Source organism: Kaistia geumhonensis (assembly GCF_030815145.1).
In the GTDB taxonomy this organism is placed as follows: domain Bacteria; phylum Pseudomonadota; class Alphaproteobacteria; order Rhizobiales; family Kaistiaceae; genus Kaistia; species Kaistia geumhonensis.
Genome location: NZ_JAUSWJ010000001.1, coordinates 1835940 through 1856504, shown reverse-complemented (window position 1 = coordinate 1856504; position 20565 = coordinate 1835940). Strand labels below are relative to the sequence as shown.

The following is a 20565-nucleotide window of genomic DNA, read 5'->3' as shown; positions in this document are numbered from 1 at the left end:
ATGACGGGCCGCATCTGTTCCGGCTGCGACCACGAATGATGCCGCCGCGCGTTTCCCGGCGCCCTCTCAGGTTTCGGAGGGGCGGGCGAAATTGTCCTGATGATAAAGGTCGTTGGCGCGATACAGATGGTCGCTCATCGCCTTGGCTGCCCCGGCGACATTGCCGGCGGCGATTTCCTCGACGATCTGACGGTGCTCGGCGAGCGTCAGCTTCTCGAGGCCTGGCACGCGCAACAGGTCGACATGGAAGCTCTGCAGCCATCGCAGCAGCGCCTCGCTCAGCGAGGTGAAGATGGGATTGCCGCTGATGGCCGCGATCTCCCGATGGAAACGCGCATCCAGCTGCAGGAAGACGGCCGGGTTGTGGCTCTGCGCCTCCTGCGCATCGATGGTGCGCTTGAGGCGGGCGACATCGGCGGGCTTGGCTCGCTGCGCCGCGATCCGTGCCATCTCCATCTCGAAGGTCGCGCGTGCCTCTTTGAGATGGGCGAGGCTGGCCGGCGAATGCGACAGGATGTGGCGCATCGATTCCGACATCTGCTCGACCATGCGGCCGAAGGAGGGCTCGGCGATGCGCGCCCGCTCGCCATGGCGGATCTCGACCAGCCCCATGCGCTGCAGGCTCTGCATCGCCTCGCGGATCGCCGGACGGCCGACGCCGAAGGCCGTCATCAGGTCGCGCTCCGAGGGCAGCGCGTCGCCGGGCCCGAGGCGCTCGGTCTCGATGATCGCGAGCAGCCGCTGCTGCACCTCGTCCGAGAGCTTCCGGCGCTTGATCGGATCATGTTCAGTGGTCATACCAGTATCATCCGCCGAAGCCGGCGGCTTGGCAAGCACCGGCCTGCCGCGGCTCTCAGGCTTTCCGCTTCTTTGTGCCGGTTTCGAGGTTACGCGCGATTGCCGCCTGGACGAGTGCCGTCAGCGCATCCGCGTCGATCGCCCCGCTTTCGCGGATGTCGATCGCGCGGCGGGTATTGCCCTCGAGGCTGGCATTGAAGAGCCCCGCGGGGTCGGGCAGCGCGGCGCCTTTGGCGAAGGTCAGCTTGACCACGGCCTTGTAGGTCTCGCCGGTGCAGATGATTCCGCCGCGCGACCAGACGGGGACGCCGCGCCACTTCACCTCCTCGACGATCGCGGGATCGGCGCCGCGGATGATCGCGCGCAGCCGCGAGAGCACTGGCCCGCGCCAGTCGCCGAGCGCGGCGATCCGCGCATCGATCTCGGCCGAGGCCGCGTTGGTGTCGGCCGTATCGGCGGTGGTCGCGCGAGCCTCCTTGTCGCCAGTCATGCTCCGTCCTCCTTCGGGGGCTATAGTCGTGCGAGGGAGCCGGCACGGTGGCGGACCCGTCCGCGACGGCTCCGAGCCGCCACTTCACTGGAGGAACGATGAGCGACGCCATCCTCGTAATCAATGCCGGAAGCTCGAGCATCAAGTTCAAGCTCTACGCGCTCGGGGCGGGCGAGGCGCTCGATACCGTCTTTTCCGGCGTGCTCGACGGCATCGGCGGAGACGCGCGGCTGAAAGCGAAGGACGGCGATGGCAGGCCGCTGGACGAACGGAGCCTCGACAAGGGCGCCGCCGCCGATTCCGGAGCCGCGCAGAAGATCGTCATGGACTGGCTGGAGGATCGACTCGGCGGCCACGAGATGATCGGCGTCGGCCATCGCGTCGTGCATGGCGGTCCCACCTTCACGCATCCGGTCGTGGTCGACGGTGAGGTCATGAAGACGCTGGAGAGCTTCATCCCGCTGGCGCCGCTGCACCAGCTCGGCAATCTCGATCCGATCCGCCTCCTGATGAAGGAGCATCCCGGCCTGCCGCAGGTCGCCTGCTTCGACACCGCCTTCCATCGCGATCATCCGGAGCTTTCGGACCGCTTCGCGCTGCCGCGCGCGCTCTATGACGAAGGCGTGCGCCGCTACGGCTTCCACGGGCTCTCCTATGAATATGTCGGCGGCGCCCTGCGACGCCTGGCGCCCGAGATTGCGGATCGCCGCGTCGTCATCGCCCATCTCGGCTCCGGCGCCTCGCTCTGCGCGCTCCAGGGGGGCCGGAGCATCGAGACGACCATGAGCTTCACGGCGCTCGACGGGATCCCGATGGGAACCCGGTCCGGCGCGGTCGATCCCGGCGTCATCCTGCATCTCATCGAGCAGAAAGGCATGACGGCGCACGATATCGGCACCATGCTCTATCGCGAGAGCGGGCTGCTCGGCCTCTCCGGGATCAGCAACGATGTGCGGACGCTGCTCGAAAGCGACGATCCGCGCGCGGCGATGGCGCTCGATTTCTTCTCCCGCCGCGTCGCCCAGGCGGTGGCCTCGCTCGCCGTCTCCATCGGCGGTCTCGATGCGCTCGTCTTCACCGCCGGCATCGGCGAAAATGCACCGGACATCCGCCGGCGCGTCGTCGAGGCGCTCGCCTTCGCCGGCCTCGCGCTCGATGCCGAGGCCAATGCGCGATCCGATCTCCATGTCGAGACGAAGGGCAGCCCCGTCGCCATCCTCGTGGTGCCGACCGACGAGGAGCGCATGATCGCGCGTCACACGCGGGCCCTGTTGCTCGCGGCAGGCGAAGGCGGCTGAGCCTCAGCTCGTCCTGACGGTGGCGCGGCCGCCCGCCTTGGCCGCGTAGAGCGCGCGATCGGCCCGTGCGAACCATGCCCTGGCGTCGTCGTCGGCCTCGAGGGTCGCGGCGCCGATGCTGGTGGTGAGCCGGCCGCGCTTCGGATGCTCGATGCCCGCCGCCGCCAGCGCTTCCAGCAGCGATGCCGCGACGGTCAGGGCGCCGGCACCGTCCGTACCCCCCAGGATCAGCGCGAACTCCTCGCCGCCGATGCGGGCCGCGAGATCGTCGGGCCGCCGGGCGACCCCCCTCAGCACCGCTGCGAAGTCGGCGAGCGCCGCATCGCCCGCGGCATGCCCTGCGGCGTCGTTGACCTCCTTGAAGTGGTCGAGGTCGATGACGAGCAGCGAGGCTTCGCTACCGGTACGGCGGCTGCGGCGCAGCGTGCGCGTCAGCTCGGAATCGAACATCCGGCGATTGGCGAGGCCGGTGAGCGCGTCGGTATTGGTCAGCCGGTAGAGTTCGGAATTGCGCTGCGCGAGGATCAGTTCGTGGCTGGAGATCGCCGCGAGGTCGTGAAGAACGTCGGTGCTGAAGCCGTCCGGCGCGCCCGCGCGGGCATTGACAATGCAGAGCGTGCCGATGACATGGCCGTGCTCGCCCCTGAGCGGCACGCCGGCATAGAAGCCCCAGGTGCCGGCCTCGACGACCGGGTGACCGGCGAGGGCCGGCACAGCCCTGAGATCGTTGATGACGACCTCGGCATCCGTGGCGATCACCAGCGTGCAAAGGCTTTCGGAGCGCGGCAGCATGTCAGGCAGGCGTCGGCCGCTCTGAGCCTTCAGCCATTGCTGGTCGGCGTCGACGAAGCTCATGTAAGCCGCATCCGCGCCATAGACCCGCGATGCGATGCGCGTGATGCGGTCGAACCGCTCCTCGGCTGGCGTGTCGAGAATGGCGTAGCTGTAGAGTTCGTTCAGCCGCTCGGCCTCGTCGGCCGGCGCGGCGGGGGCATTCCACATCGAGGGGCTCATGGTCTGTTGCTGCGCAACATCCCAGATGCGGGTGCGAATGGGAAGACGCAAGGCCGAAATCCGGTCCGGCCAGTCCCCGCAAGCGGTCGCAGTTCGCGCAGATTGAGCGGCGGCCCGCGGTGAGCGGGCCGCCGTCAGCTTCCGAAAGCCCCAGCGCTCAGAGCGCGAGGCGGATGACGTTGTAGGAGAGCGGCGGCAGCTTGGACTTCAGCGTGCCGTCTTCCACGATCGTGCCGGACACCGTTTTCGGCGCGACATTGTCCGGATTGGCGGCCGTGTTGACTGCGCGCAGGTCCGGATGCGTCATCTGGATGTGCTCGACGACCCGCGCCCCGGCAAAGCCCTGCAGCGAGGCCGAGAGATCGAGACTGTCCGTCAGGTGGCGGTTGACCACGAAGAAGGTCAGCGCGTCGCCCGCGGTCGAGCGCACCGCCGAGAGATCGAGATAGGGGATGTCGTCGCCGAAGGCGCTGTCATAGGTCGGTCCGTCGACGACGGCGTTGAGCGCCGTGCCGCGGCCATAGAGCGAGGCATAGAGGAACGGATAGTAGATCGTCTGCTTCCAGGCCGGGCCGCCCTTCTCGGTCATGATCGGCGCGATCACGTTCACGAGCTGCGCGATGCAGGCGATCTTCACCCGGTCGGCGCGGCGGATGAAGGTGTTGAGGATGCCGCCGACCTGCAGCACGTCCTCGAAATTGTAGATGTCCTCGAGGAGATGCGGCTCGTCCGGCCAGACGTCGCCCTCCAGGATCTTCTTGTCGGCTTCGCGGCTGTGATACCAGACGTTCCACTCGTCGAAGGAGATCGTGACGTTCCGCTTGGAACGCTTCTTCGCCTTGATGAAGTCGATCACGCCGGCAATCGTGCCGATATAGCGGTCGAGCTTCTCGGCCTTGGCCAGATAGCCGAGCGTGTCATGCTCGACATTGGCGAAATACATGTGCAGCGAGATGTGGTCGACCGAATCGTAGGTGTGCTCGAGGACGGTCGCTTCCCACTGCGGATAGGTCGGCATGTCGGAGTTCGACGAGCCGCAGACGATCAGCTCCAGCGAGCGGTCGAACAGGCGCAGCGCCTTGGCGGTCTCGTTGGCGAGGCGGCCATATTCGTCGGCCGTCTTGTGCCCGACCTGCCAGGGGCCGTCCATCTCGTTGCCGAGGCACCAGAGCTTGACGTTGTGCGGGTCGGCCCAGCCATGCTTGCGGCGCAGGTCGCTCCAGTAGGAGCCGCCGGGATGGTTGCAGTATTCGACGAAATTGCGCGCCGCATCGAGGCCGCGCGAGCCGAGATTGATGGCCAGCATCGGGTTGGTGCCGGCCTTCTTGCACCAGTCGACGAATTCGTTGACGCCGACGGCATTGTTGTCGCGCGTCTTCCAGGCGAGATCGAGCCGGGTCGGGCGATCCTCGCGCGGGCCTATGCCGTCTTCCCAGTTGTAGGCGGAGACGAAATTGCCGCCGGGATAACGCACATAGGGTGTGTTGATGGCGCGGACGAGGTCGATCACGTCACCCCGGAAGCCGTCGGCATCGGCGGTCGGATGGCCGGGCTCGTAGATGCCCGTATAGATCGCGCGCCCCAGATGCTCGAGGAACGAGCTGTAGATGCGATCATCGATCGCGGAGAGCGCGAAGTCCTTATGGACGATCACGTTCGCTTTCACGGCAACCTCGCTGTGCGTTTTCCCGGATTTATATATCAAGTTTTCCGATATATACCGGAAACTATGGTCCGTATCGCGACGTCTGTCAATCGCGCCGGGCGCCGTCGCGGTGCAGCCGCATGACAATATCCTGGTCGAAATTGCCGAAACCACGTCCGAAAATGTTGACTCCACCGGGGTGGATTGCATTTTCCGCGATGCCGATCCGAAGCCGGATCGAGTGGTGGCCCTCGATGTCGAGATCGGCCAGCGTCACGTCCGACACCCGCTCGCCATCGATGAAGGCCCCGCGATCCGAGACGGTCCAGGTCTTCAGCTTGCCGTACTGCGAGCCTTCGAGCTTCCACCAGCGCGGCGTGAAGAGCCCGCGCTTGTCGCCGAAGTCCCCCGGCGAGGTCCATGTGCCGATGGCGACGTTGTTGACCCAGAGCGTGATGTCGGAGGGCCAGTCCGGGTTGGTGCCTGGGACCTCGGATGAGAGCTCCATCGTGAAGTCGATCGCGTCGATCGTCTCGTTCAAGATCCTGGCATTGTTGGGAAATTTGTATTCGACATAGCCGCGGCGGAACCAGACGAGGCCCGCCTGCATGCGCCGCGGATCGAGGAAGAAGTTCGGCACGTCAAGGAGGCCGATGATGCCCTCCGCCGAGCAGAGCCCGCAGGGGGCCTCGACGGCGCAGCTGGTGTAGAGGCCGATCGGCATCGCCACCTCGATGACGTCGTCGACCGGCGCCTCGCTCTCGAGGTCGAAGCGGATCGCGATCTCGTCATAGCGCGCCGAGCAGATCTTCTGGTGGCCCTTGCGCGCCTTCACGGTGCGCGTCTCGATGAGCGCGGCCTCCTCCAGCGCCAGCACGCTCGTCGCCACGGTCGACTGCGGCAGCGACAACGCGGCGCTGATTTCGTTCACGTTCATCGGCCCCTTTGCACTCAGCAGCCGCAGGATGTCGATCCGCGCGGGGGAGGCGAGGGACCGCAGGACGGCATGGCTGTCGGCGGCTCGGAGCGTGAGGAAGTTTCGCTTCAAGGACGGGATCCGGACGAGGATATCTGTAGGATTGATATCATCGATCCTGATAATGTCCATCAATCGGGCAGGCGATGGACGGAAGCGGGCGGGACAGGGGCTCGGCTGCCGTTTCGTTGGCCGAGGTGAGAAACCGGAAAAATCACCCCGTTCCCCGTTACCGCCGCGTCCGGTTGACGCGCTTCCATCCACCCTGACAACCGCAGGAAGAGCGGATGGTTCCGAGCGGCGGAGAGCCGCCGCCCGGCCGCGTCGCGTCGACGCCGCCCGATCAGTTGACCATGAAGCCGCCGTCGACCGGCATCGTGATGCCGTTGATCATCGAGGCGCGGTCAGAGAGCAGGAAGAGGATCACTTCGGCGACCTCGTCGGGATCGGCGAAATGGCCGACGGGAATACGCTTCATCATCGGGTCGGACTTGGCCGGATCGCTCCAGGCCTTCACGGCCATCGGCGTCAGCGTCACCGTCGGATTGACGGCGTTGACGCGGATGCCCATGCGGCCGAGCTCGTTGGCCATCGCGCGCGTCATGGCATCCATGGCACCCTTGGAAGCGCAGTAGGCGGTGTGGTCCGCGAAGCCGATCCAGGACGAGATCGACGAGACATTGACGATGGCGCCCGGCAGGCCCTTCTTGACGCGGTCGCGCGCATATTCCTGCGCCACGATCATCGGCGCGCGCGCGTTCACGGCATAGAGCATGTCGAAATCCTCGACCGGCAGGTCGAGGAAAGAGGCGAGGGCCGTCGTGCCGGCGTTGTTGACGAGGAAATCCGCCGGCAGCGCCTCGAGTGCGGCCCGGCGGGTCGCCTCGGCATCGGCGAGGTCGACCGCGATGCCGCGCGCGCCGATCTCTTCGGCGAGGCTGTCGAGATCGGCCTGCGAGCGCGAGATCGCGACCACCTCGGCCCCGCGCGCCGCCAGCATCTTCGCCGTCGCGCGGCCGATGCCCTTGCCGGCGCCGGTCACCAGAACGCGCTTGCCGCTGAAATCCATGTGTCTTCTCCCTTGATTGGTTGGCGCCTACCAGGCGGTAAAGCCGGCATCCGCCTGCACGATCGAGCCCGTCATCAGGCTGGCTGCGTCCGAGGCGAGGAAATGCACGACGGATGCGATCTCGTCTGGCCGCCCGAGCCGCCCCATCGGTGTATCGCGAAGCCAGGCCTCGACCATGCCCGGAATCTCGTAGGCGAATTTCGTCAGCGGCGTCTCGATATAGGTCGGCGCCACGGCGTTGACGCGGATGCCGTGCGGCGCCCATTCGGTGGCGAGCGACTTCGTCAGGTGATGCACGGCCGCCTTGGAGGCGTTGTAGAAGGCCTGCTTCTGCGGCCGGTTGACGATGAAGCCGGACATCGAACCGATATTGACGATCGACCCGCGTCCGGCCGCGATCATGTGGCGCCCGAAGGCGCGGTTGCACCAGAAGACGCCGTTGAGATTGACGTCGATGACGTTGAGCCAGTGCTCGTCGGTCGTGTCCTCGGCGGCGACGCCCGACCGCGCGATGCCAGCATTGGCGACGAGGATGTCGATCCGTCCGAGCCGGGTGGCGAGCGCATCGGCAAGCGCGGTGACCTCGGCCGAACGGGTGACGTCGAGGCTGGCGAATTCCGCCTCGACGCCCTTGCCGCGCAGCGCCGCCAGCGCCTCGGCGCCGGCTTCAGGGTCGAGATCCGCGATCACGACATGCGCGCCGGCCTCGGACAGAGCTTCCGTGATCGCGAGGCCGATGCCGCGCGCCGCGCCCGTCACGATGGCGACGCGGCCGTCGAGTCTCAGCTTTTCGAGATACATCCCGCCCCTCCCAAGGCGATCCGCCGACCGATGTCAGTCCGGCATCTCGATCTGGATCTTGACCTCGCCTGCCGGGGACTGAGCGGCATATTCGAACGCCTCGACGCTCTGGGCAAAGGGGAACGTCCGGGTGATCAGCGGCGAGACATCGATCGCGCCCGAAGCGAGCATCGCGACGCAGCGCGGATAGACGTGGGCGTAGCGGAAGATATGCTCGACGCGGGCTTCCTTGATCTGGCCGGCGGCGACGTCATAAGGCACCGGTTCGAGCGGGATGCCGATGAAGACGACGGTGCCGCCCGGAGCAAGCGGCTCGAACACGCCGGCCGCGGCGCGGGTGTTGCCCGAGCATTCGAAGACGATGTCGGCGCCCCAGCCGGCGGTCTCCGCGCGGACGAAATCGACCAGCGACTGCTTGGCGACGTTCACCGCATCGACAGCGCCGAGCTTCCTGGCGATCGCGAGCTTGGTGTCGTCGACATCGCTGACGATGACGCGGGCGCAGCCGGCCGCCAGCGCTGCGAGCACGGTGACGAGGCCGATCGGCCCTGCGCCGATCACGACCGCGATGTCGCCGGGCTTAACCCGCGCCTTGGTGGCGCCATGGACGCCGACCGCGAGCGGCTCGACCATCGCGCCGGCCGCATAGGAGACGTTGTCGGGCAGCTTGAAGGTGAAGTCGGCCGGGTGGACGACGCTCGGCCGCAGCACGCCATGGATCGGCGGCGTCGCCCAGAAGCGCACGGCCGGATCGAGATTGTAGAGGCCGAGACGGGTCGCGCGCGAGGCGGGATCGGGCAGGCCCGGCTCCATGCAGACTCGGTCGCCCACCGCGAGCTCGGTGACGGCGCTGCCGACCTCCTCGATGATCCCCGAAGCCTCATGGCCGAGGATCATCGGCTCGCGCACGACGAAGGGGCCGATGGCACCATGCGTATAGTAGTGGACGTCGCTGCCGCAGATGCCGACCGTCTTCAGGCGGATGCGGACGTCGCGCGGACCCAGCGTCTCCTCGATCGGGAAGTCGCGCAGCGAAAGACGGTTCTTCTCTTCCAGAACGAGCGCCTGCAAGGTCGTCACTCCAGCTTGGACGCGGCGCGGCGCCGAGCGCGCGGCCGCGAGGGGTTGCGTCGAGGATGGGCCGTGGCCGCCGGGGAGCGGTCAGCCACGGGCGATAATGAGGGCTCCGACGATCACGGAGATCACCGTGGCCACATACAGCGAAAGGTCCTGTTCGACAAAGCGCATCCAGAACAGATGGATTGCGACAAACACGACCACCGCGATGAACACGCGATCGAACGCATTCGTATGGATCGGCAGGAAGCCCTCCGGCTTCTTGGCAGTGGTGGCAGGCGGCAGATCGCTCATGTCAGTGGCTCCTTGCCGTTCAACCCTTGACGGCGCCGAAGGTGAGGCCCGCCACGATGTGCTTCTGCACCAGCGCGAGGAACAGCACGGCCGGGATCAGCGTCAGCATGGCGGTCGCCGCCATCTGGCCCCAGTTCGTGCCGGTCACGGTGACGAATTCGGCGAGGCCCGTGGTGATGGTGCGGGCATGCACCGATGTCAGCGTCGCGGCGAAGAGATACTCGTTCCAGGCGAAGACCCAGGTCAGGATCGCGGTCACCGCGAGGCCCGGCCGCGCCAGTGGCGTGATGACGTGGAAGAGAACCTGCCAGGTCTTGGCGCCGTCCACATAGGCCGCCTCGTCGAGCTCATGCGGGATGGCGTCGATCACGCCGCGCATGGTCCAGATGGCGAAGGGCAGGTTGAAGACGCAGTAGAGCAGGATGAGGCCGATGCGCGTGTCGAACATCTTCCAGTCGCCGACGACGAAGACCTGCGTGTAGAGCAGGAAGAGCGGCAGCAGGAAGGCCGCCGGCGGCGCCATGCGGTTGGTGATCGTCCAGAAGAAGACGTTCTCCTTGCCGACCAGCGGATAGCGCGACAGCGCATAGGTGGCGAACAGCGCCAGCGTCGTGACCAGGAGGGCATTCGACGTCGCGATGACGATCGAATTGAACATGAAGCCCTGATAGGTCGTGTTGGTGATCGTCGCCCAGTAGTTCTCCGAGAAGAAGCTCTTGATGATGAAGCTCGGCGCGCCGAACAGCTCCACACGGCTCTTGGCCGAGACGACGAACATCCAGTAGATCGGGAAGAGGGTGATCAGGCTCGAGAACACCCAGAACGCCAGCGAAAGGGCGGGACGGTCGCGCTTCATTCGGTCCTCCTCAGGTCGCGGCGGGCGACGAGGCCGGCATAGAGCAGCCAGCACAGCACGATGGTGAGATAGAGGGTGATCAGCGACATCGCCGAGCCGTAGCCGTAATCGGTCTTCGGGAAGACGACGCGCCAGATATAGAGGCCGACATAGCGCGTGGCCGCGCCGGGACCGCCGCCGGTGAGCATCCAGACCTCGTCGACGGTGCGCATGGCATCCATGAGGCGGATGAACACGGCCGAGAGAATGGCCGGCTTCAGCATCGGCAACGTGACGTACCAGAAGGTCTGGAAGCGGTTGGCGCCGTCGATCTGGGCCTGCTCGAAGGGCTCTTTCGGCATCGAGGACAGGGCGGCCAGCAGCGTCAGCGTGACGAGCGGCGTCCAGTGCCAGACATCCATCACCACGGTGGTGAAGAAGGCCTGCTGAGGGTAGCGGCTGATCAGGAAATCGATGCCGAACCACTTGTCGAGATAATAGGGGATGGGCCCGAGTCCCGGCACCGTCATCAGCCGCCAGGTGGCGCCGACCGCGACCGGGGCGATCATCAGCGGCAGCGTGTGGATGGTGCGGAAGAAGCCCTTCAGCGGGAAGTTGCGCATGAAGAGCTGGGCGAGCGCGTAGCCGAGGATGATCTCGCTCACCACCGCGAAGACGCCGAAGCGCAGCGTGTTCCAGAGCGACATCAGATAGCCGGTATCGAAGACCAGCTCGCGGTAGTTGTTGACGCCCGAGAAGCGCGGCGTCGGATCGGCCGCGAACGAATTCCAGTCGAAGAAGCCGACGACCAGCACATAGATGAACGGCAGAACGCCGAACACGAAGAGAATGAACAGGGTCGGCGCCAGAAACAGCCAGCCGACGGATTGGGGGCGCATGGGCTCGATCTCCGGGGACGGCCTGCCTGAAGCTTGCGCGGGCCGACAGGGAGCGGCCCGCGCCGGACCGGCGCGATCCCCGAAGGACCGCGCCGGCCGTGTCGCTGGTTACTTGCGATAGCCGAGCTTGGTCAGTTCCTGCTCGGCAGCAGCCGCCATCTGGTCCAGGGCGTCGGAGGCCGAGAGCTCGCCCGTGATCGCCTGGTAGAAGAACGGGGCGGTCGCCTCGCGGACCTGCGCGTGGAACGGATAGGGCGGGGCGCCGGCGAAGAGACGGCCGTCATTCTTCATCAGCGAGTAGTAGCCGTCCGTCTTGGCGTCCTGCGCAACGACCTTCGGATCGTCATAGGTCGCCTGATGCGTGATGCGCGAGCCCGCAACCGCCCAGTCGGCCTGCACCGAAGGCTGAGCGATGAACTCGAGGAACAGCAGCGCGGCGTCCTTGTTCTTCGAGGAGTGCGGGATGCCGAAGGCACCGCCGTCATAGTAGCCGATATAGCCCTTGCCGGACTCGGCCGCCTCGAGCACGCCCGGCTCGAGCGGCGGCAGAGCCACGCCGACCTTGCCCACGACCTTCGACTTGGTGTCGTTGGTGGCGATCCAGGCGGCGTTCTCGCCATAGACGAGACCCTGAGCGGTGCGGCCGGCGGCGAAGGTCGCCGCGACTTCGTCCCAGGTCGAGGCCGTCGACTCCGGCGGTGCGTCGGGCAGCAGGCTCAGCCACCATTCCAGCGCCTTCTTGGACTCGGGGCTGTTCATCGAGCCGCCATTGGCGACGGAGGCGGCATAGTTCTTCGAGGGATCGATGCCCCAGTTGTAGACGCCGAAGGTCGGCGCGACGCTTTCGAAGAACTCGTACCAGGAGGCCGGATGGCCGGTATGCGCCTGGACCGTCGAGCCCCAGAACTCGCCGCCATTGTCCTTGCCCCACGCCGTGAAGAAGTCGGCGATGTCCTTGTACTGCTGATGCGTCTTCGCCGGAGCGAGGTCATAGCCGTACTTGGCCTTGAAGGCGTCCTTGACCTTGGCGTCCTCGAAAAGGTCCTTGCGATAGAGATAGACCTTGATGAAGGCTTCCATCGGCACGCCGAAGATGTCGCCGCCTTCGTTCTTGAAGTAGTTGACGAAGGTGGTGAACATCGCTGGGTCGAAATCGGGCGACTTCAGGTTGGGCTTCTCGGCCAGCGACTTGGTGATGTCGACCAGGAAGTTGCGGGCGAGGTAGGAATAGACGATGTCCTGCTCGATATAGACGAAGTCATAGATGCCGGTATTGGCCTCCATGTCCTTGATCGCCTTGTCGTACATCTGGTCCCAGGACGTGGCCTCGAACTCGACCTTGATGCCGGTCTTCTTGGTGAATTCCGGAGCCAGCACGTCCTTGACGTAGTTCGACGGCGGGGTGCTCTCCGACACGCCGTGAATGGTCGTGCCCTCGAGACCCTTGGCGGCATCCGACCAGAAATCGGCCCGCGCCTCGCCGGCGCCGACCAGCAGTCCGGCGACCGCGGCGCCGAACATCATGCGTTTCAGTCCTGACATTCCTCTTGCCTCCCATAGAATGTCGCGGGGTGATACGGGCAGAATCCGGCTGACGACGGAACGGCGATGTCTTCGCCTTCCGAAGCAACGTCGGATCGTGCTGTCTCAGATCCCCGATGATCGGGGACATTCCCCAGTTGAGCATAGAGCGAACGGCTTGACTTCCTCCAAGCCCTGGCCTTTGCCGATACCCGAACGCTCGATGAAGACTCTAGAAGACGGGTTGCCGTCTCACTACGCGGATTCCAGGTCTCTCCTGTACAATTTTGATCGCATCACCGACAAAGCGGCGGCGGGTCAGAGGCGCGCCTCCGCCAGCACCTCGATACGCGTCGTCGTGCCGATCCGGCGGGCGTCGCGACGATAGGCCGAAGGGGAGCGGCCGCAGATCTTGACGAACTGCCGGTTGAAATTGGCGATGTTGTTGAAGCCGACCTCGAAGCAGATATCGGTGATCGGCATGTCGGAATTGGCGAGCAGGTTGCACGCCGCGTGGACCCGCATGCAGTTCACGTAGCGCGCGAAGGTGTGGCCCGTCTGCTTCTTGAAGAAGCGCGAGAAGGCCGTCGCCTCCATGCCGCAGAGCGCCGAGAGCTGGGTCAGGCGGATCGGCTGCGCGGAATGCTCGAGGATGTAGCTGATCGCGGTCTCGATCTTCTCCGAAGAGCGCGTCTGCTGGCCGGGCGAGGGCGCGGCACGCGAGAGCGTGCGCCGCTCGGACGGATTGCGGGCGAGCACCGTCATCAGCTCGAGGAACATCAGAAGCCGCTGCGCGCCGCGCGCGGCGCCGATCGAACGGAGCAGGCGCCGCCCCGCCTCGGCGGTGGCGCCGGAGAACTCGATGCCGCGCTTCGCATCCTCGAAGAGTTCGCCGACCGCGTCGAATTCCGGGCAGAGCCCGGCGACCTTCTCGGCGAAGTCGGGGCTGAACTGGATCAGCATGTCGCGATTGGGGACCCGCTCGCCCGGCTGGATGCGGCTCACCCAGTTATGCGGAACGCCAGAACCGGTCAGCACCAGGCTGCCGGCCTCGAAGGCGCCGACATAGTCGCCGATCATCATCTCGCCGGCGCTGGCCTGGATGAGGTGCAGCTCGAACTCGGGATGATAATGCCACTTGGCGAGATGGTGCGGGTAATCGTGCACGTTCCAGCGGAACGATTCCTCCGGCGCGCACACGATGACTTCAAAATCAGGAACGATTCTGCGCTCGAAGCCCATGGTCATCCTTCCCCTGGCAAGCGCCGGCCTGACCGCGACTGTCGTCCCGGTGAACCTGCGCTGGTCTCCTCCTCACCGCGTCCCGGTCTTCGCCAGGATCGTCGGCCTCCAGAACTCCCGAATTCACGTCTGCAACAAGGCGAACCTACACCATCCTCACGTCTTCGGCATCAGGCCACGCTCGCGAGGGCGGCATCGGCGGCGATGAAGTCCACCGCGCGGCTCGCCAGTGCCATGACGGGCGCATTGGTGTTGCCCGAGGGGATGGCCGGCATGGCAGCGCAGTCGATGACGCGCAGCCCGGCGACGCCGCGCACCCTGAGGCGCGTGTCGAGCACCGCCGACGCGTCGCCGTCGGACCCCATGCGGGCTGTTCCGATCGGGTGGTAGTTGGTCTTGACCGTCTTGCCGCAATAGGCGGCGAGGGCTGCGTCGTCCTCGAGCGCCGCGCCGGGCAGCAATTCCGTGCCGATCTTGGCAGCAAGCGGCTCCGTTGCGAGGAGCGTCCGCGCGAAGCGCAGCGAGGCGATGGTGAGGTGCAGATCTTCCGGATCGCCGAAGAAATTCGCGTCGACCAGCGGCATCGCCGCCGGGTCGGCCGAACGGAGGCGGACGCTGCCGCGCGCCTTCGGGCGCAGCAGGCAGGAGGTGAGCGTCACACCATAGGTCGGCTCGGCGCTCGACACGTCGCGGTCGAGATAGACGATCGGCGCGCAATAGAGCTGGATCGTTGGCCGCTCGCCGCCGTCCGGATCGTAGAAGAGGCAGGATTCGATGCCCGTCGTCGTCACAGGGCCGGTGTTGAAGAGAAGATATTGCAGGCCGTTGCGGATCATGTTCCAGCCGCGGTCCTGGCCGAAATAGCCGCTCGGGCCGCGTGTCGTCGCGATGACCGGGACCTCGTGGTGATCCTGCAGCATGGCGCCCACGGGGAGATCGGCAACGACCGGCAGTCCGAATTCCTTGAGATGCGCGGCCGGCCCGATGCCCGACAGCATCAGGAGCTTGGCGGTGTTGTAGGTTCCGGCAGCGACCAGCACCTCACGCTCGGCGATGGCCGAACCCTCGCCGGTCGGCGTTCGCCAGACGATGCCCGTCGCGCGGCCGTTCTCCATCGTGATGCGGTCGACGCGGGCATCGGTGACGATGGTGAGGCGCGGGTCGCTGCGCAGAGGGGCGAGGAAGGCGGTGACGGCGTCGCATCGCTCCATGCGGCCGTTGATGAGGCCCATCGTGTGCTGCATCACGCCGACGCCGGCCTGGCGGGCGCCGTTGAAGTCGGGATTGTACGGGATGCCAGCGCCCTGCGCGGTCAGGATATAGTCCTGCGTCGTGTCGCAGAGGCTGCCCGGGTCGGAGACGTGCAGTCCGCCCGAGATGCCGTGATAGGCGTCGTTGAACTTGGAATTGCGTTCCAGCGCCCGGAAATGCGGCAGGAGATCGGCATAGGACCAGCCGGAACCCCCGCCGAGCATCGCGTCCCAGCCGTCATAGTCCTCGCGCTGGCCGCGCATATAGACCATCGCGTTGACCGCGCTGCCGCCGCCGAGCGCCTTCGCCTGCGGAACGATCGGCGCGCGACCGCCCAGCCGCGGCTGGGCGACCGTGTGGTGCATCTCGAGATAGTCCTCGCGACCGAGATACTTCATGTAACCGGCCGGCATCCGCATGACGCGCGCCGTCTTTTCCGGCCCGCGCTCGACGATCAGCACCCGGAAGCCATGCTCGCGGACGAGACGCATGGCGGCAACGCAGGCCGCCGAACCTCCGCCCGCGATGATGTAGTCGTAGCGGCCGCTCATCGATTGGCCCGGTAGCCCGGACGCATCAGCACTTTGATGGAATCGAGCGAGATCGCCATCTTCAGCGCCTCGTCCCAGTCCTCCAGGGCGTAGGAATGGGTGACGACGCCATCCGAGGTGACGAGGCCGCGCGACAGGAGGTCGATCGCGATCGGATAGCAGTAGGGGCCGAGATGGGCGCCGCGGATATCGAGCTCCTTGCGGTCGCCGATGATCGACCAGTCGGCGGTCGTCTCCGACCCGAATACCGAGAACTCGACGAAGCGCCCGAGCTTGCGGATGATCTTCAGGCCCTGCGTGACGCCCGAGGGGTGGCCGGTATTCTCGATATAGACGTCGCAGCCATAGCCACCGGTGAGGGAGCGCACGATCGCCTCGGCATCCTCGCGGCCCGGATTGATCGTCACCTCGGCGCCGTAGCGGCGCGCGAGCGCGAGGCGCTCGTCGACCATGTCGATGACGACGAGTTTCCTGGGTGTCTTGAGCCGCGCCACCTGCGTCATGAGAAGGCCGAGCGGACCGGCGCCGGCGATGACGACGACGTCGTCGAGCTGGATGTCGCCGCGATTGACCGTGTGGATGGCGCAGGACAGCGGCTCGATGATCGCCGCGTCCTCGAGCGGCATCTCGGCCGGGATCTTGTGAACGCGGGACGTGGCCGGATAGAGCATGTATTCGGCGATGCCGCCGTCGGCGACCTGCCGCTGGAATCCGAAGATGTTGTGCACCTCGCACATCCAGTACTGCCCGGAGCGGCAGAAACGGCAGCGGTCGCAGGGCACGATCTGCTCGGCGATCACGCGGTCACCGATCGCGACCCCGTGGTATTCACCGGCACCGGGGCCGAGCTCCTCGACCGTGCCGAAGAACTCATGGCCTGGAATGACCGGCGGCTTCACGTAAGGGTTGTCGCCGCCCCAGAACATCGGCGCGCCGGCCCAGCATTTGCAGTCGCCAGCGCAGATGCCGCAGGCATCGACCCGCACCACGATCTCGCGCGGGCCCGCCTCGGGCATGCCCACCCGCTCGACGCGATAATCGCGGGGGCCGTGGCAGACCACGGCCGTCATCGTCCTGTCCAGTCTCGTCATCGCTCCCCCTCCCGGCCGCTCCTCCGCGGCTTTGTCGGGACAAGGCGCGAAGTCTAGGAGCGGGCCATCGTCGCGGCCACGATCAATTGCCCCCGAACCTGTACTTTTTTGAGCCCATTGGTACCGATTTGGCCTAGTTGCCGGTCGACACGGCGTTCTTGCGCACCGTGCTGGCGCGCACGACGAGGCGCGGGGTGATCACGAGGTGCTCGGCCTCCTCGCGGCCCTTGATGCGCTCGACGAGAAGTCGCGCCGCCTGCAGCCCGAGCAACTGACCCGACTGGTCGATCGAGGTGAGCGCGTTCTGGGCGAGGTCGCAGTAGCGGGTGTTGTCATAGCCGACGATGGCGACGTCGTCGGGAACCGAAAGGCCGAGCTCGCGGGCGACCGAGAGCGCCTCGAAGGCGATGAAATCCGTCCAGCAGAAGATGGCCTCCGGGCGCGGGCGACCCTGCAGCAGCTGGCGCACGAGCGTTCGGACTTCGCGCGGCGCCTGCTCCGCCATCACGACCGAAATGTAGCGGCCGAGGCCGGCCTCGGTCATCGCGGCGCGATAGCCGATCTCGCGGTGATAAGTGACCTGGCTCTCGTTGAACTGCAGGTCCTGGCTGAAATAGACGATCGAGCGATAGCCCATGCCTGCGAGATGCTGGACGATCAGCCGGGCGCCGAGCTGGTCATCGTCGTTGACGGTGTCGAACCGCGTGGGGCCGACCGGGTGATGCGCCATGACGACGGTCGGTGCGCGCTCTGCGATGGCCGCGACGCGGTCGATGGTCATCCGCGGCCCGAGCAGGATCAGTCCATCCATCTGCCGGTCCAGCATCGCGTCGACGAGTTCGAGCTCGACGGCCGGCGAGGATTGACCGACGCCCAGCAGCGGCTGGTATTCCGTGCGCTCCAGCGCCGCGTCGATGCCGGCCATGATGTCGGCGAAGAACGGATTGGTGAGATCGGGCAGGATCACGCCGAGCGTATAGCTCTGCCCGCGCATGCCGCGCGCCGCGGCATGGGGCCGGTAGCCGAGCCGCGTGATCGACTCCTGCACCTTTGCCCGCAGCGCGTCGCTGACGCCATAGGCGTTGCGCAGCACCTTGGACACCGCCGCCACGGACACGCCCGCATCCGCGGCCACCGTCCGGATCGTCACGCGCGCGCTCGGTTTTCTCGGTGCCATCTCGTCCCTCCAGATCGCTCCTCTAGCAGGACGCCGCGCGGCGCGGAACTGGCAGCCCCGCTTGACTCTGACGTGTAGAACGATTTACGTATAACGGTCTACGGGTCGCGTGAGGAACGGCATTGCCGATGACGGCCCGGCAAGGGAGGAAGAGATGCACGACGCCATGCCCCCGCATGCGGCGATAGAGGCTGCCCGTCCGGACGCGATCCGCTGGACGGCGCAGATGATCCGCCCGCTCACCGATGCCGGCGTCGGCACGCAGGCGTCCTTCCTGCGCCGGCGCTTCACGCTGTCCGGCGTCGGCGGCGGCGAGACGCTCCATATCAGCGCCCTGGGGCTCTACCGCGCCTTCATCAACGGCAATCGGGTGGGCGAGGACCTGCTGACGCCGGGCTGGACCGCCTATGACAAGCGGCTCTCCTACCAGTCCTACGACGTCGCCGATCTTCTCGTCGCCGGCGAGAACGTCATCGACATCTGGCTCGCCGATGGTTGGTATCGCTCGCAGATGATGTGGGCAAAGCAGCATGCGCTCTACAACACCTGGGGCGACCGGATCGCCGCCATTGCCGAGCTCCGGGCCGGGCCCGGCGGCGATGCGCCGCTGCTGCTCGCGACCGACGCCACCTGGGAGAGCGGCCTCCTGCCGGTGCTCAAGAGCGGCATCTATTTCGGCGAGATCTACGACGCCCGCCTCGACGAGCTGAAGGCGATCTCGGGCAGCGCGGCGCTTCCCTTCGATGCCGCCCGCCTCGTCGCCTACGAGACCGGCGGCGTCCGCGAGCTCGCGCCCCTGTCGCCGGTCGATGCCTGGGAGGACGCCGAGGGCCGGCGCCTCTACGATTTCGGCCAGAATTGCGGCGGCTACGTCGCCTTCCGCGTGCGCGGCGAACGCGGCGCCGAGATCATCGTCGAGCATGCCGAGATTCTCGATCAGAAGCGCAATCTCGACAATACCAACTATCGCAGCGCGCCGGCCCGCGTCGAATATGTGCTGAAGGGCGAGGGCGAGGAGAGCTATCGGCCGATCTTCACCTTCCAGGGCTTCCGCTATGCCCGCGTGACGGTCGCGGGTCATGCCGAGATCCTCGAGATCGTCTCGGTGCCGATCACCTCGGCCGTGACGCCAGCGGGCGATTTCACCAGCGGCAATCCGCTGGTGAGCCGCCTCGTCCAGAACACGATCTGGTCGCAGCGCTCCAACTTCATCGAGGTGCCGACCGACTGCCCGCAGCGCGACGAACGCCTCGGCTGGACGGGCGACGCGCAGGTCTTCGCCCCCACCGCCTGCTATCTCCATGAGAGCCACAGCTTCTGGGTGAAGTGGCTGCGCGACGTCATGGCCGACCAGCGCGAGGATGGCGCGATCGCCCATGTCGTGCCCGATCCGACGCGGATGCGGCCCGACGCCTATCCCGGCTTCTTCGGCTCGACGGGATGGGGCGACGCCATCTGCATCGTGCCATGGACGCTCTACGAGCACTACGGCGACCGCGATATCCTCGCCGAGACGCTGCCGGCCATGGTGAAATGGGTCGATTTCATCTGGTCGATCAGCAATGCGCCCATCGTCAGGCCGCCGCGGCCCTGGGGTTCTCGGGGCTTCACCTTCGGTGACTGGCTGCAGCCGAAGGGGCCGAGCGAGAAGCCGTTGCCGACCATCGGCGACGACGCCGCGGCGACGATCTATCTCTATATCTCGTCGCGCCTGACGGCCCGCGTCGCCCGCGTCGTCGGCGATACCGCCGTCGAGGCGCGGATGTCGGCAATGGCCGACGCGGTGAAGGCGGCTTTCGCCACGGAGTTCATCGCGCCGTCCGGTCGCCTCGTCTATGACGACCAGACCTCCTATGCTCTGGCGATCCTGCACGACCTCATTCCCGAGGCGCAGCTTCCTGCGGCGATCGACTATTTCAAGGCGACGATCGCCCGGGCGGGCGGTCGGATCGGCACCGGCTTCATCGGCACGCCGGCCCTGCTCCCCGCTCTCGTCAAGGCCGGCGAGGCGGCGCTTGCGGAAGAAGTCTTCCTTCAGGAAGGCGTTCCGGGCTGGCTCTACCAGGTGAAGAACGGGGCCACCACGATCTGGGAGCGATGGGATGCGATCCGCGAGGACGGCACGCCCTTCGACCCGGCGATGAACTCCTACAACCACTACGCCTATGGCGCCGTCTGCCAGTTCCTGTTCGAGCAGGCCGCCGGCTTCAGGCCCGATCCCGAGAAGCCCGGCTTCCGCCACATCGTCTTCGAGCCGCTCGTCTGGCCGCGCCTCGGCCCCGTCAGCGCGCAGCACGATTCCGCCGCCGGCCGCATCGAGGCCGGCTGGTCGGTCGAGGGCGATCGGGTCCGCTATCGCGTCACCGTGCCGTCCGGCGCGGAGGCGACGCTGGTGCTGCGGCCCGGCTATCGCGATGCCGCCGTGGACGGCGCATCGGTCGCGACGCCGGAGGAGGGCGCACGGGTGCCGCTCGCCGCAGGAACGCATGAGGTGACGTTCCGCATCGCATGAGGTTCGCCGGCGCGGGGAGGCGCC

General features: G+C 66.5%; 18 protein-coding genes. 2 read left to right on the top strand and 16 right to left on the bottom strand.

Annotated features, from left to right (window positions below):
• Positions 1-66: 66 nt before the first annotated feature.
• Together nanR and QO015_RS08775 are read right to left on the bottom strand one after the other, a co-directional pair.
• Positions 67-798, bottom strand: a complete 732-nt coding sequence (nanR, locus tag QO015_RS08780; protein ID WP_266280011.1) for a transcriptional regulator NanR — start codon at positions 796-798, stop codon at positions 67-69.
• Positions 799-853: 55 nt separating this feature from the next.
• Positions 854-1288 (bottom strand): DUF1801 domain-containing protein, encoded by a 435-nt coding sequence (locus tag QO015_RS08775; RefSeq protein WP_266280012.1) that lies wholly within the window; start codon positions 1286-1288, stop codon positions 854-856.
• 98 nt (positions 1289-1386) lie between these two features.
• Here QO015_RS08775 and QO015_RS08770 point away from each other — a divergent pair, with 98 nt between their 5' ends.
• Positions 1387-2586 carry an acetate/propionate family kinase gene (locus QO015_RS08770; RefSeq protein ID WP_266280013.1) on the top strand — a complete coding sequence of 400 codons (1200 nt, stop codon included), beginning with the start codon at positions 1387-1389 and terminating at the stop codon, positions 2584-2586.
• Between the two features lie 3 nt (positions 2587-2589).
• Here QO015_RS08770 and QO015_RS08765 read toward each other — a convergent pair whose 3' ends face one another.
• The 14 genes from QO015_RS08765 to QO015_RS08700 form a co-directional block, all read right to left on the bottom strand.
• Entirely contained in the window at positions 2590-3651 is a 1062-nt protein-coding gene (locus QO015_RS08765) for a GGDEF domain-containing protein (protein WP_266280015.1), read from the bottom strand.
• 106 nt (positions 3652-3757) lie between these two features.
• Positions 3758-5266, bottom strand: coding sequence for an arabinosylfuranosidase ArfA (arfA, locus tag QO015_RS08760; protein ID WP_266280016.1), 1509 nt, complete (start codon positions 5264-5266; stop codon positions 3758-3760).
• 85 nt (positions 5267-5351) lie between these two features.
• Positions 5352-6293, bottom strand: coding sequence for an ArsR/SmtB family transcription factor (locus QO015_RS08755; protein WP_266280018.1), 942 nt, complete (start codon positions 6291-6293; stop codon positions 5352-5354).
• A 271-nt stretch (positions 6294-6564) separates the two neighbouring features.
• Positions 6565-7290, bottom strand: a complete 726-nt coding sequence (locus QO015_RS08750) for an SDR family oxidoreductase (RefSeq protein ID WP_266280019.1) — start codon at positions 7288-7290, stop codon at positions 6565-6567.
• A 27-nt stretch (positions 7291-7317) separates the two neighbouring features.
• On the bottom strand, positions 7318-8091 hold the full coding sequence (locus QO015_RS08745; RefSeq protein WP_266280021.1) for an SDR family NAD(P)-dependent oxidoreductase: 774 nt from the start codon (positions 8089-8091) through the stop codon (positions 7318-7320).
• A 33-nt stretch (positions 8092-8124) separates the two neighbouring features.
• The gene (locus QO015_RS08740) at positions 8125-9162 is read right to left on the bottom strand and encodes an NAD(P)-dependent alcohol dehydrogenase (protein ID WP_266280023.1); all 1038 of its coding nucleotides are present in this window, start codon (positions 9160-9162) and stop codon (positions 8125-8127) included.
• A gap of 90 nt (positions 9163-9252) precedes the next feature.
• Positions 9253-9462, bottom strand: a complete 210-nt coding sequence (locus tag QO015_RS08735) for a DUF2160 family membrane protein (RefSeq protein ID WP_266280024.1) — start codon at positions 9460-9462, stop codon at positions 9253-9255.
• 19 nt (positions 9463-9481) lie between these two features.
• The gene (locus QO015_RS08730) at positions 9482-10318 is read right to left on the bottom strand and encodes a carbohydrate ABC transporter permease (RefSeq protein WP_266280026.1); all 837 of its coding nucleotides are present in this window, start codon (positions 10316-10318) and stop codon (positions 9482-9484) included.
• A complete protein-coding gene (locus QO015_RS08725) occupies positions 10315-11196 on the bottom strand; it encodes a carbohydrate ABC transporter permease (protein WP_266280028.1) in 882 nt (293 codons plus the stop codon). The genes QO015_RS08730 and QO015_RS08725 overlap by 4 nt, the downstream gene beginning before the upstream one ends.
• 108 nt (positions 11197-11304) lie before the next feature.
• A complete protein-coding gene (locus tag QO015_RS08720; protein ID WP_266282396.1) occupies positions 11305-12720 on the bottom strand; it encodes an extracellular solute-binding protein in 1416 nt (471 codons plus the stop codon).
• Between the two features lie 315 nt (positions 12721-13035).
• The gene (locus QO015_RS08715) at positions 13036-13959 is read right to left on the bottom strand and encodes a helix-turn-helix domain-containing protein (protein ID WP_266280029.1); all 924 of its coding nucleotides are present in this window, start codon (positions 13957-13959) and stop codon (positions 13036-13038) included.
• A 170-nt stretch (positions 13960-14129) separates the two neighbouring features.
• Complete coding sequence (locus QO015_RS08710) at positions 14130-15761, bottom strand: GMC family oxidoreductase (RefSeq protein WP_266280030.1); 1632 nt, start codon at positions 15759-15761, stop codon at positions 14130-14132.
• A complete protein-coding gene (locus QO015_RS08705; RefSeq protein WP_266280031.1) occupies positions 15758-16852 on the bottom strand; it encodes an alcohol dehydrogenase catalytic domain-containing protein in 1095 nt (364 codons plus the stop codon). Before QO015_RS08705 ends, QO015_RS08710 begins: the two co-directional genes overlap by 4 nt.
• 133 nt (positions 16853-16985) lie before the next feature.
• Positions 16986-18002 (bottom strand): LacI family DNA-binding transcriptional regulator, encoded by a 1017-nt coding sequence (locus QO015_RS08700; RefSeq protein ID WP_266280032.1) that lies wholly within the window; start codon positions 18000-18002, stop codon positions 16986-16988.
• Positions 18003-18183: 181 nt separating this feature from the next.
• Between QO015_RS08700 and QO015_RS08695 the strand changes: the two genes are divergently transcribed.
• The gene (locus QO015_RS08695; protein ID WP_266280034.1) at positions 18184-20541 is read left to right on the top strand and encodes a family 78 glycoside hydrolase catalytic domain; all 2358 of its coding nucleotides are present in this window, start codon (positions 18184-18186) and stop codon (positions 20539-20541) included.
• Positions 20542-20565: the final 24 nt, after the last annotated feature.